This window comes from Xenorhabdus sp. SGI 60 (assembly GCF_056632175.1).
This window is the reverse complement of record NZ_CP196860.1, coordinates 3,421,660-3,434,487: the sequence shown is the minus strand read 5'-3', so window position 1 is coordinate 3,434,487 and position 12,828 is coordinate 3,421,660. Positions and strand designations below refer to the sequence as shown.

Genomic DNA, 12,828 nt, shown 5'->3' with positions numbered 1-12,828 from the left:
TGGGTATCACAGTATTTGTATTGAGTCAAATTGATATGCTTAATTTGAGATATAGGAAATAATCTTTGGCTATTGATAAATAGGTTTTCATAATACTGAGAATATCATTTTGAAACACTATTTATATCAAATATTAATGGTCGCTTTCTGAAATTATAAAAGATGAGTTGATAAAAAATAATATATTGGTAATGGGGAATATTAAGGGAGATAAGAATTGAAATATACCAATCTAATTTCAAGATACATGTGATTTTTCCCGCGAAGCGGGGAGAAATCACGTTTCATATAACGTTGTAAATTGCAACTTGAAGTTTAATTCGTATAGGAAGTAAAATGGATGCGTGTTTTTATTTTAAACACCCATCCATCCTTTATGAGAGGTTATTTAGCCAGATATTTCTCGATATTATTTTGAATACCCGCCGCATCCAGCCCTAAATCAGTATGCAGCTCTTGTTGTGTTCCTTGCGGGATAAAGTCATCAGGTAAACCCAGATTCAATACGGAAACTGATAACTTTTCTTGCATCAGCAATTCGTTAACACCACTGCCTGCACCACCCATGATGGCGTTTTCTTCCAAAGTCACCAGCAGCTCGTGGCTGGCTGCCATTTCCAGCACCAGCTCTTTGTCCAGCGGTTTGATAAAACGCATATCCACAACGGTTGCATTCAGGGCTTCAGCCGCTTGCAGCGCATAGGTTAATAATGTGCCAAAGTTAAGGATCGCAATGCGCTCTCCCTGACGGCGGATTACGCCCTTGCCGATTGGCAATGTTTCCAGCGGTTGGAGTTCAGCGCCTGTCCCTGTACCGCGAGGATAACGAACAGCAGCAGGACCTGCTTGATAATGATATCCGGTATGCAGCATCTGGCGGCATTCGTTTTCATCGCTGGGAGCCATAATCACCATATTCGGGATACAGCGCAGGAAAGAAAGATCAAAAGCCCCTTGATGGGTTTGACCATCTGCACCGACAATGCCGCCACGGTCGATGGCAAATAAGACAGGCAGATTTTGGATGGCGACGTCGTGGATCACCTGATCATAAGCGCGTTGCAGGAAGGTGGAATAAATGGCGACGATAGGTTTGTAGCCGCCAATAGCCAAACCTGCGGCAAAGGTGACAGAATGCTGCTCGGCAATCGCGACATCAAAATATTGTTCAGGATATTCGCGGGAGAAGCGCACCATACCGGAACCTTCGCGCATGGCTGGGGTGATCGCCATCAGTTTTTTATCATGAGCGGCTTGTTCACACAGCCAGTCACCGAAGATCTTGGAAAATGTCGGGCGAGTCTCTGCGCTTTTGGGCAAAGAACCCGTTGAGGGATCAAATTTTGGGACGGCATGCCAACTGATAGGATCTTTTTCCGCTGGGGCATAACCACGACCTTTTTTTGTCATGATATGCAGGAATTGTGGCCCTTTCAGTTCGCGCATGTTTTTCAAAGTCTGGGTTAGCGCCAGTACGTCATGACCATCAACCGGCCCGATATAGTTGAACCCAAGTTCTTCAAACAGCGTTCCGGGAACCACCATGCCTTTCAGATGTTCTTCCGTTTTTTTCAATAACTCTTTGATAGGAGGTAGGTTGGAAAACACTTTTTTACCACCTTCACGCAGGGTGGTATACAGTTTGCCTGACAGAATCTGTGCCAGATGGTTATTCAATGCTCCCACGTTTTCAGAGATAGACATTTCATTGTCATTGAGAATAACCAGCATGTCGGGATCGATATCGCCAGCATGGTTCATCGCTTCGAAAGCCATGCCCGCAGTAATGGCGCCATCCCCAATAACACATACCGTCTTGCGGCCTTTGCCCTCGTGTTTGGCAGCAGTCGCCATACCTAAGCCAGCACTGATTGAGGTGGATGAGTGACCGACGCACAAGGTGTCATATTCGCTTTCTTCCCGCCATGGGAAGGGATGAAGGCCATTTTTTTGCCGAATGGTATCAATGCGATCACGGCGTCCAGTCAAAATTTTGTGTGGGTAGGCTTGGTGACCAACATCCCAGACTAAATTGTCAAAGGGGGTTTTATAAACATAGTGGAGTGCGACGGTTAATTCGATAGCGCCAAGGCCGGAAGCAAAGTGACCACTGGAGCGGCTGACACTGTTCAGCAAAAATTGACGCAGTTCATCGCATAACTTTGGCAAGGTTTCTTTGGGTAGCAGGCGAAGCTCTTCTGGAGTCTCAGCCAATGCCAATGTTGGATATTTCGCTATATCAATGCTCATACTATGCCTGTGTAAAATGCTATATCCGTTAAAAGTTAAATAGTAAGAACCCTGTTATTATCAGTGTGTAATTTCTAGGTTCACCCCGTAAGGCGCTTTACCGGTTTCTTTAGCTGTTTCTCTCAATGATAAAACCAGCCAATTTCTTTAAGGTTGCGGTGTCATATGACCGTTTTTCCAGTTCTGTAAGGGCGGCGCGCGCTTCTTCATACAGATCTCTGGCTTTTTGTTGGGCTTGTGCTAAACCCAATAATGCAGGGTAAGTATTTTTGCCGAGTTGCTGATCGTTGCCCTGACGCTTGCCAATAATTTCAGTATTGCCAATGACATCCAAAATATCGTCATGTACCTGAAATGCCAGACCGATGGCTTGGGCATATTGCTCCAGCAACGGCAGCACTTCATGGCCACGTTGTCCTGCACTATAAGCGCCTAATCGGACGGCTGAACGTATTAATGCACCGGTTTTATGTTGGTGGATCTGTTCTAGTGAAGCAAGGTCGATCTGTTTACCTTCTGCCGCCAAATCCAGCGACTGCCCACCACACATGCCGGCAAAGCCACTGGCACTTGCCAGTTCAGCGATCATCGCAAGGCGATCGGATAGGGCCACATTGGGCATATCCTGTTTTGCCAGAATTTCAAAGGCCAGTGATTGTAGTGCATCACCAGCTAAAATAGCTTGACTTTCACCAAATTTGATATGACAGGTGGGTTGCCCACGACGTAAATCGTCGTTATCCATGGCGGGTAAATCATCATGGATCAATGAATAGGCATGAATGCACTCTATCGAGATGGCTGCGGCATCCAGACTCTTTTTAGGGAGGCCAAACATTTCTCCCACGCTGTAAACTAAAAATGGCCGTAGCCGTTTTCCACCCAGTACTGCACCATATTGCATTGCTGTACCTAGTGGGCTGTTTAAAAAGGGCAATGAAGAAAATATTGCCATCAGTTTGTCATTAATATGTTGCTGACAAGTGCGCAGTCTTTCTTCAAAAGGAACATTATATTGTTCAGACATAAATTTACTCAGCATCGGACGAAAATTCATCAAGAGGCGATTGTGCATCATGGTTCAGTAAAATTTGCACTCGTTGTTCTGCCTGTTGAAGCGTTTTCTGTCCTTGTCTTGCAAGTTGAATACCACGTTCAAATTCATTCAACGCATCTTCTAATGGGAGTTCCCCGGATTCCAGCCGAATAACAATTTCTTCCAGCTCTTTAAGAGAGGTCTCGAATGTTGGCATTTGTTCGGTTGCTGATGTTTGATTTGCTTTAGACATAATGACTTAACATATGGTTATTTAACGAATTAGCAAAGCAAGTTCGTTACAGAATTGCAGAGTACCCTACTACACCAAGAAAAATAAATCATGTGTTACCACTATTTTTTTATAGTCGGTTTTTGCAGTCGATTTTTTACAGGTGATAAGCCAGATGGTGTTATACTCTGCGCCCTATCCAACTGAACACTTAAGAACAATCATTGCTATTGTTGATGATAGTTCAACATTGAATGACTACTATATCTTACTATGAAGTTTATCATTAAATTATTCCCAGAAATTACGATTAAGAGCCAGACCGTCCGGTTGCGCTTTATTAAAATTCTTGCCAGTAATATCCGCAATGTGTTGAAGGCCTTCGGAGAAGGCATTGCTGTGGTTCGCCATTGGGATAATATCGAAGTTCGGGTTAAGGATGATAACCTCGGTGCGGAAATTTGTGACGCACTGACACGTATTCCAGGTATTCACCATATCCTGCAAGTAGAAGAGCGGGATTTTCGTGATCTGCATCATATCTTTGAACAAACCTACGAAACTTACGGTCATTTGCTGCATGGTAAAACATTTTGTGTTCGCGTAAAGCGCCGTGGTAAACACAGTTTTACTTCCAATGAAGTTGAACGCTATGTTGGTGGCGGCTTGAACCAGCATATTGAATCAGCCAAGGTGAAACTGACCAAGCCTGATGTCACCGTGAATCTGGAAATTGATCAGGATAAGCTGATTCTGGTTAAAGCCCGTCATGAAGGGATTGGCGGGTTTCCTATCGGTACGCAGGAAGATGTACTGTCATTGATTTCCGGTGGATTTGATTCCGGTGTTTCCAGCTATATGTTGATGCGTCGTGGCTGCCGTGTGCATTACTGTTTCTTTAATCTTGGTGGCGCAGCCCATGAAATTGGCGTAAAGCAGGTTGCCCATTATTTGTGGAACCGGTTTGGCAGCTCGCATAAAGTCCGTTTCGTTGCTGTGAATTTTGAACCTGTCGTGGCTGAAATTCTGGAAAAAGTTGATGACGGGCAGATGGGGGTTGTGCTGAAAAGAATGATGGTCAGAGCGGCTTCCAGAGTTGCAGAACGCTACGGTGTGCAGGCGATTGTAACCGGTGAAGCCCTGGGGCAGGTATCCAGCCAGACTTTGACGAACTTAAGGTTGATTGACAATGTTTCAGATACGTTGATCCTCCGTCCCCTGATTTCCCATGATAAAGAGCACATTATTAAGCTGGCCCGTGAGATTGGCACCGAAGATTTTGCCCGTACCATGCCGGAATTTTGTGGGGTTATCTCAAAAAGCCCGACAGTGAAAGCCGTTAAAGCCAAAATTGAAGCAGAAGAAAACAATTTTGACTTTGACATCTTAGAACGCGTGGTGAGTGAAGCCCAGAATCTGGATATCCGCCAAATTGCAGAGCAATCCAGTGAGCAAGTGGTGGAAGTGGAAATGGTCTCTGCACTTTCCCCTAATGATGTGTTATTGGATATCCGTTCTCCCGATGAACAGGATAATCGTCCGTTAAATATAGAAGGTATTGAAATTCAGTCATTGCCTTTCTATAAACTGGGCACCCAGTTTGGTGATTTGCCGAAAGAAAAAACTTATCTGCTGTATTGTGAGCGTGGTGTGATGAGCCGTTTACAGGCACTTTATCTGCGTGAACAAGGCTTCGGCAATGTTAAGGTGTATCGACCTTAATTTGCTCTTAAGGCATAAGATTGCTTACGGAATCGATCCGATAAGCAGCCTATGTTGTATCTTCTTCCCCTTTATAGGGTGAGACGATTATTGGATGTTTTGGTAATGATTAATACCGGGAGGTAAAACGAGTTGCGCAGCAACTTCTGCGGCTTTTTCTTTTCCTTTCAACAATTCAATCAGTTTCAAGGCAAAGTCAAAGGCAGTGGCAGGCCCTTGGCTGGTCAGTAAATTAACCCTCTCGTCAAAATAAACCCGTTTATCAATCCATTTTTCTGGCGCAATCTTATCCTGCATACTCGGATAGCCAGTCATATTTCCGACAGGAAAAAGTTGATGATATTCCAATACGATCGCCGGAGAAGCACAGATTGCCGCAATGATTTTTCCCTGACGTTGTACGGTCCGAATTTTTTCTACTACCAGTAAGCTGTCACGAAAACATTCTGCACCTTTTATGCCTCCCGGCAGAATAATGGCGTCAAAATCTTCGTTAACGACATTAACCAAAGGGACATCGGCAACGATTTTGACGCCGCGTGAGCAGGTTAATATGAGAGAACCCTCGGTTTCTGCACTGGCTACGGTAACATGAATTCCCGCCCGAACGAGTAAATCAATCGTCGTAACAGCTTCGATCTCTTCGCTGCCGTGAGCGAGACAAATAAGGGCTGAGGTGCTCATATTCTTCCTCCTTGCGCTTAATATAATGATAAACAGTGGTATTTTCGGTGACAGACAAACCGTGAGTACGGGCCCGACGTATTAAATAACCGGTGATGTAGTCTATTTCTGTATGTCGCTGTGCCCGTATATCTTGCAGCATGGATGAATAATTCTCAGCGGTTTGCTCGATCACGTTCATGACGTAATCAACCAGGGTTTGTTTGGTGGTATGAATATTGTCATGTTTCATAACCTGATAAATTTCGTCACATAATGCTTGTATTTGTACCAGGTGATGCTGTAAGTCACCATTTTTGCAGTTATAGATGACGGTGAGAGGATTAATGACACAGTTGACGGCAAGTTTCATCCAACTGATAGCCTGTATTTCATTGTGCCATGCTACATCGGGCAAGGCGCAGTGTAAAACATCGGCCAGAGCGTTAAGTTTGGTGGTATTGGCTGTGATGGCGCCAATATGAGTCATCCCATGTGACTTATAGTGCACAATGTTATTTTTTCGATAGGCTCCATGTGTCGTTACGCCAAGTAAAATGGGGTTGGGCAGAGGCGCAAATTCTTCCTGGGTTCCCATACCATTATGCAATAACAGGATTGGACAATGGGGAGACAGTTTGTCAGCAAGGTGATTGACTGCGTCAGAGACTTGCCACGCTTTTAAACAAACGAGAAGTAGTTTGCTTTCAGCAAGGTGTTTCTCGTCATTGGCAGGAAACTGTTGATTAAAAGCCTGACCATTAAAGTTTTCGATCTGGACGGAAATAACAGGCTGTGGAACCCTTAGCCATCCCTGAACACTATGATTCTGTAGGGATAAGGCAGCAAGCCAAAGTTTGCCTATAGCACCACAGCCAAGAACGGTTATTTTCATATTTCTTCCTGATCTGAAAATAGGATAATTGCAAAAAGCTCGTTGAGTTTCCCGAGTATAGAGCTTTTGCCAATAATGGAAAGCGGTTATCATGCCGATTTATTGATTAGCTGGAGGTGACGGGTAATGCCATCATTTGATATTGTTTCTGAAGTTGATATACAAGAAGTGCGTAATGCAGTAGAAAATGCACAGCGTGAGTTAAGCAATCGTTGGGATTTTCGTAACGTCCCCGCGAGTTTTGAATTAAACGAAAAGAATGAATCGATCAAAATTGCCAGTGAGTCTGATTTTCAGGTGAACCAACTCGTTGATATTTTGCGTGAAAAATTTTCTAAACGCGGAATTGATGGTTCTGTCATCAATATTCCTGAAAATATGGTTCATAGCGGTAAAACGTACAGTGTAGAAGCGACCTTATTGCAAGGTATTGATACGCCGTTAGCGAAAAAGATTGTGAAGCTGATTAAAGACAGTAAGCTGAAGGTACAGGTCCAGATTCAGGGTGAGCAAGTGCGGGTAACAGGTAAGGCTCGCGATGATTTGCAAAGTGTCATGGCATTGGTTCGTGGTGCAGAATTTGGGCAGCCTTTCCAGTTTACTAATTTCCGCGATTAATTTCCGTCATTATCACTAATAGTGAATAATTAATCATAGTACGGTGTTTGGCAACACCGTACTTGTTATAAATACCCCAGCTATTGATGGGATAATACAAGTTGTTCTAACTGTTTGCGATTGGTGAGTTTAGTATCGACTTTGATATACGCACTGTGTTCTTCTGGTGCGATGACAATCTCTTTTACACCAGTTTGCGCCAATATCTTTTTCTCCAAAACCTCAGGGTTGTTGAGTTGTTCTGGCAAAATGAGCCTGATGCTGCTGACATAGGGGGGTTGCTGTAAGGTCAGGCTGATAATAAACCAGAGTGCGGTCAGCGCGACGCCTCCCATAAAGACGAGTGATGCACCTTGCCATTCGTAAAGTATTCCCCCAAGGAAACCGCCCAAAGCCACGCCAAGGAATTGACTGGTCGAGTAAACGCCCATGGCCGTGCCTTTGTAACCCGCAGGGGCTTCTTTGCTGATGAGTGAAGGCAAGATAGCTTCCATGATATTAAATGCAAGGAAGAAAATTTGAATGCCTGCAAAGATCCCCCAAAGATGCGATCCCTGAAACCATAAAACAGCTTCAGCGATGAATAGCATAGCGATACACAGCAAAAATACCTGCTTCATGCGACGTTTTGTTTCTGCGTAAATAATGAAAGGTAAAACGGCGACAAAAGAGATAAGTGTAGTAATTAAATAGACTTTCCAGTGTTGTTGTGGCGGAAAACCTACTTTTTCCATAATAAGGGGAAGGGCAACAAAGCTCGACATCAATAAGGTATGCAGGCAGAGAATACCAAAATTGAGTTTGATGAGTTGGGGATCGAAAAGTACACGTTTGAAGCTGCCGCGTGCGATACCTGACTCACGATTTAATAAATGCTTATCTGTATTTGGTACAGCAAACAGTGTGATAAGTATCCCGCAGCCAGCAAGGATTGCAATTGCTCCAAATAGGCCATTTAAACCGATTTGGTGGGTGATAATAGGGCCGACGACAATTGCAAAAGCGAATGTAATGCCAAAGCTAATGCCGATAAATGCCATTGCTTTTGTTCGATTCTGCTCACGAGTCAGGTCTGAAAGTAATGCCATGATAGCAGCAGAGATTGCTCCCGTACCTTGCAAGGCTCGCCCGATAATAATTCCCCAAATAGAGTCGCTTAAAGCGGCAATAACACTGCCTAATGCAAAGATAAGAAGTCCACCGATGATTAAAGGTTTTCTACCAATTTTGTCTGAAAGAAGCCCGTATGGGATCTGGAATATTGCCTGTGTTAAGCCGTAGATGCCAATGGCAATTCCAATAGGCGCTTCAGTCGCATCACGTAACGCTAAACCATAGGTTGTCAGAACAGGCAGAACCATGAACATGCCTAACATGCGCAGGGAGAAAACAGAACCTAAGCCCCATGTTGCCCGAAGTTCAAGCGGAGTCATTTTATTATCGTTCATGGATACCTCAAAAAATCTGGTATGACATTTCAATTAGGTGAGAGCAAACGAAAAAAAGCGTTTGTCACCGAATAAGTTGTCATTGAATAGAGATAAAAGAAAGGAAAAAGATGGCAGGACTTACCCTGCCATCTTAAATATTACCAGACGTAAGTCAGTAGGTTTTCTGGAGATGCTGTTGAATCTACAGACATCATGACGCTTAATGACATGATAGCGACGATAGAAAACAGAAATAACTTACGGGCCCAAATACGGTCATTAGAGGTTTTATAACCTGATAATGCCATACCCAACCACCAGATGCTCACTGCGGCAGCGACGATAAGGTATTTATAACCCGCATAACCACTGATGGTCAGCATCAAAGTGGCAACCATAAAGGCCAGAATATACAGAGTGATGTGGTTTTTCGCGACGGAAATCCCTTTAATCACGGGTAATACTGGAATATTGGCCGCTTGATAATCTTTGAACCGAAAAATAGCAATGGCATAAGAGTGGGGCATTTGCCACAGGCTGAAGATCAGCAATAAGATCAACGCGCCTGTATCAAAATGCCCTGTTACTGCACAGTAACCAATCACGGGAGGGGCTGCGCCTGACAAGCTACCAACCAGCGTGCCATAAACAGATTTTCTTTTCATGTAGAGGCTATAAACCCCAACATAAACGATAAACCCGATGAGAGCTAACTGCATTGCTAAGACATTGGCTGCTACATAAAGCAGCACTATGCCAACAATACCTAACACTGAGGCGTAAATCAGGCTGATTTTCGGATCGATAAGTCCTTTCACAAGGACTCTTTCTTTCGTTCTTTCCATGATACGGTCAATATCGCGGTCGATATAGTTGTTGAATACACAACCTGATGCTACCACCAGCGATACCCCGACCATCGTTGCAAAGAACAAGGGGTAATCTATTACGCCCTTGGAAGCGAGTAGAAAACCACCAATCGCAGAAATTAGATTTCCGAAAATAATTCCTGGTTTGGTCACTTGCAGGTATTGCTTAATCATTCAAATCAACCCTTAATCAACCATCATATTGATGTTCAGGTTGTACATGATCCACAGGGAGCCAACAACAACGATAGCGATGACCAGTAATGTGAATATTAAGGCAACGAGGTTCCAACGCTCTTCAGATGATGTATTCATGTGCAGGAAGCAGATGAAATGAACAAAAATCTGAATAACAGCCATAGCGACTACTGTCACCAGAATTGTGCTGTGTGAAGCAGTGCCATCCATTACCATCCAGAATGGGATCACGGTCAGTATGACTGACAGAACAAAACCCATTAGATAGGTTTTGAAGCTACCGTGGCTTGCGCCGGAATGAGAAGTATTTGGATGACTCATTACATAGCTCCCATCAGATAAACGACAGTAAATACACAAATCCAGACAACGTCAAGGAAGTGCCAGAACAGGCTCAGGCAGTTCAGGCGCATACGGTTCACATCAGTCAGGCCGCGGCGTGAAACTTGAACCATCATGATAACGATCCAAATCAGACCGATGGTCACGTGCAGACCGTGAGTTGCAACCAGTGTGAAGAAGGCAGACAGGAATGCACTATGGTCAGGACCAAAGCCTTCTGAGATCAGTTTATGGAATTCATAAATTTCCATTGAAACGAAGCCAAGGCCAAACAGGAAGGTAATGAATAGCCAAAAATTAGCCTGACCCGCTTTACCCTTGTTCACGCCCAGCATGGCGAAACCATAAGTGATACTACTAAATAGCAGCAAGAAGGTTTCTACCAGTACAAATGGCAGTTCAAAAATATCTTTACCAGACGGACCACCCGCAGTGCCGTTAACTAACACGGCATAGGTAGCGAACAGACTTGCAAACAGAATCAAGTCACTCATCAGGTAGACCCAGAAGCCAAATATTTTGTTGGCTCCTGTATCGTGGTGCCCATGAGTATCATGGGCGGCTGTGTTGTTAAGGGTTTGAGTCGACATTATTTCACACCTGCCTTTCTCAGATCTTCATAACGCTGATTTTCAACTTTTTCGATTTCAGCTACAGGAACGTAATAATCAACGTCTTCGTCAAAGCTTTTCACGATGCAACTGATGATGATGCCAGCGAAACTTGCAATAGCCATCCACCAGATATGCCAGATCAAAGCAAAGCCTAAGGTCAGACAGAAAGCACTGATGATCACACCTGCGCCGGTATTTTTAGGCATATGAATTTCTTCATATTTAGCAGGACGCTTATATTCAGTCCCTTTTTCTTTCATATCCCACCACGCATCACGAGTCTGGATGTGTGGAACTTCCGCAAAGTTATAGAACGGCGGTGGAGATGAAGTTGACCATTCCAGAGTACGACCACCCCATGGATCACCGGTCAGATCACGGTTCTGCTCACGGTCACGGATACTGACGTAGAACTGGATAACCTGACACAAAATACCAAGAGCGATAAGAACAACACCGCCTGCTGCAACCACCAGCAAAGGATGGAATTCTGGGTTGATATCTTGGCTCAGGCGACGGGTCATGCCCATAAAGCCCAGTGCATACAGAGGCATAAAGGCAACGAAGAAACCTGTGATCCAGAACCAGAATGCACGGATACCCCATTTTTCATTTAGCGTGAAACCAAATGCTTTCGGGAACCAGTAAGTTGTACCGGCGAAGCAGCCGAATACTACACCACCGATGATAACGTTATGGAAGTGAGCGATCAGGAACAGGCTGTTATGCAGTACGAAGTTTGCACCAGGTACGGCCAGCAGAACACCTGTCATACCACCAATAGAGAAGGTGACCAGGAAGCCAACAGTCCACAGCATTGGGGTTTTGAATTCAATACGACCACGGTACATAGTGAACAGCCAGTTGAAGATCTTAACCCCGGTTGGGATGGAGATAATCATCGTGGCGATACCAAAGAAGGCGTTAACGTTCGCGCCGGAACCCATGGTAAAGAAGTGGTGCAACCATACGATGAACGACAGGATGGTAATAACGATTGTCGCCCACACCAGTGAGGTATAACCAAACAGGCGTTTTTTCGAGAAGGTTGCAGTGACTTCGGAGAAAATACCGAAGACAGGTAGAACCAGTATGTAAACTTCAGGATGGCCCCAAGCCCAGATCAGGTTGATGTACATCATCATGTTGCCGCCCATATCGTTGGTAAAGAAATGGGTGCCCAGATAACGATCCAGGGTTAGCAACGCGATGGTTACTGTCAGGATTGGGAACGCAGCAATAATAAGGATGTTGGTGCACAGTGAAGCCCAGGTGAAGACTGGCATTTTCATCATGGACATACCTGGTGCACGCATACGCAGGATGGTCACAAAGAAGTTGACACCGGTCAGCAATGTACCGACACCAGAGAGCTGAAGGCTCCATATCCAGTAGTCAACACCGACTCCCGGGTTGTACTCCAGACCAGATAGCGGCGGGTATGCCAACCAACCAGTTTGTGCAAACTCACCGACTCCCAGAGAGAGGTTGATCAATGCGACACCGACAACAAATAACCAGAAGCTCAAAGAGTTCAAGAATGGGAATGCAACGTCGCGCGCGCCGATTTGCAGAGGAACAACAATGTTCATCAGACCGACAACGAAAGGCATCGCCATAAAAAAGATCATGATAACGCCGTGAGCGGTGAAGATCTGATCATAATGGTGCGGGGGCAGGAAACCGGCTTCACCAGTGGAAGCTAAGGCTTGCTGTCCACGCATCATGATGGCGTCAGCGAAACCACGGAGCATCATCACCATGGCAACGACGATGTACATGACACCAATTTTTTTATGGTCAACGCTGGTTAACCATTCACTCCAAAGCCATTTCCATTTACGGAAATAAGTCAAGGAACCAACAACTACCAGTCCCCCAAGCAAGATCCCAAGTAATGTCACCACAATAATGGGTTCATGTAATGGGACCGCATCCAGTGTTAATTTTCCCCACATG

Annotated in this window: 12 protein-coding genes; 2 read left to right on the top strand and 10 right to left on the bottom strand. The window is 44.7% G+C overall.

The genetic code is table 11. The features are described from left to right. Window positions 1-384: 384 nt before the first annotated feature. The 3 genes from dxs to xseB all read right to left on the bottom strand — a co-directional run bounded on the left by dxs (window position 385) and on the right by xseB (window position 3,539). Window positions 385-2,250 carry a 1-deoxy-D-xylulose-5-phosphate synthase gene (dxs, locus tag ACSJJG_RS16310; RefSeq protein WP_481089911.1) on the bottom strand — a complete coding sequence of 622 codons (1,866 nt, stop codon included), beginning with the start codon at window positions 2,248-2,250 and terminating at the stop codon, window positions 385-387. 109 nt (window positions 2,251-2,359) lie between these two features. Beyond that, window positions 2,360-3,277, bottom strand: a complete 918-nt coding sequence (gene ispA / locus ACSJJG_RS16305) for a (2E,6E)-farnesyl diphosphate synthase (RefSeq protein WP_481089910.1) — start codon at window positions 3,275-3,277, stop codon at window positions 2,360-2,362. A gap of 4 nt (window positions 3,278-3,281) precedes the next feature. Then, window positions 3,282-3,539 (bottom strand): exodeoxyribonuclease VII small subunit, encoded by a 258-nt coding sequence (gene xseB / locus ACSJJG_RS16300; protein ID WP_273583256.1) that lies wholly within the window; start codon window positions 3,537-3,539, stop codon window positions 3,282-3,284. A 252-nt stretch (window positions 3,540-3,791) separates the two neighbouring features. Between xseB and thiI the strand changes: the two genes are divergently transcribed. Next, window positions 3,792-5,240, top strand: a complete 1,449-nt coding sequence (thiI, locus tag ACSJJG_RS16295; RefSeq protein WP_481089909.1) for a tRNA uracil 4-sulfurtransferase ThiI — start codon at window positions 3,792-3,794, stop codon at window positions 5,238-5,240. 87 nt (window positions 5,241-5,327) lie between these two features. Here thiI and yajL read toward each other — a convergent pair whose 3' ends face one another. Continuing rightward, a complete protein-coding gene (yajL, locus tag ACSJJG_RS16290) occupies window positions 5,328-5,924 on the bottom strand; it encodes a protein deglycase YajL (protein WP_481089908.1) in 597 nt (198 codons plus the stop codon). Continuing rightward, on the bottom strand, window positions 5,857-6,798 hold the full coding sequence (gene panE, locus ACSJJG_RS16285) for a 2-dehydropantoate 2-reductase (protein WP_481089907.1): 942 nt from the start codon (window positions 6,796-6,798) through the stop codon (window positions 5,857-5,859). Before panE ends, yajL begins: the two co-directional genes overlap by 68 nt. A gap of 126 nt (window positions 6,799-6,924) precedes the next feature. On the opposite strand from panE, the gene ACSJJG_RS16280 reads away from it, so the two are divergent. Next, window positions 6,925-7,416, top strand: coding sequence for a YajQ family cyclic di-GMP-binding protein (locus ACSJJG_RS16280; RefSeq protein WP_481089906.1), 492 nt, complete (start codon window positions 6,925-6,927; stop codon window positions 7,414-7,416). An 80-nt stretch (window positions 7,417-7,496) separates the two neighbouring features. Here the strand turns inward: ACSJJG_RS16280 and ACSJJG_RS16275 are convergent, their stop codons facing one another. The 5 genes from ACSJJG_RS16275 to cyoB form a co-directional block, all read right to left on the bottom strand. After that, on the bottom strand, window positions 7,497-8,864 hold the full coding sequence (locus ACSJJG_RS16275) for an MFS transporter (RefSeq protein ID WP_481089905.1): 1,368 nt from the start codon (window positions 8,862-8,864) through the stop codon (window positions 7,497-7,499). Window positions 8,865-9,004: 140 nt separating this feature from the next. Next, window positions 9,005-9,889 carry a heme o synthase gene (cyoE, locus tag ACSJJG_RS16270; protein ID WP_340613439.1) on the bottom strand — a complete coding sequence of 295 codons (885 nt, stop codon included), beginning with the start codon at window positions 9,887-9,889 and terminating at the stop codon, window positions 9,005-9,007. 12 nt (window positions 9,890-9,901) lie between these two features. After that, window positions 9,902-10,234: a cytochrome o ubiquinol oxidase subunit IV gene (locus ACSJJG_RS16265; RefSeq protein ID WP_481089904.1), complete on the bottom strand. Its 333-nt coding sequence runs from the start codon at window positions 10,232-10,234 to the stop codon at window positions 9,902-9,904. After that, entirely contained in the window at window positions 10,234-10,845 is a 612-nt protein-coding gene (locus tag ACSJJG_RS16260) for a cytochrome o ubiquinol oxidase subunit III (protein ID WP_481089903.1), read from the bottom strand. Before ACSJJG_RS16260 ends, ACSJJG_RS16265 begins: the two co-directional genes overlap by 1 nt. Continuing rightward, window positions 10,845-12,827 (bottom strand): cytochrome o ubiquinol oxidase subunit I, encoded by a 1,983-nt coding sequence (gene cyoB, locus ACSJJG_RS16255; RefSeq protein WP_481089902.1) that lies wholly within the window; start codon window positions 12,825-12,827, stop codon window positions 10,845-10,847. Before cyoB ends, ACSJJG_RS16260 begins: the two co-directional genes overlap by 1 nt. Window position 12,828: the final 1 nt, after the last annotated feature.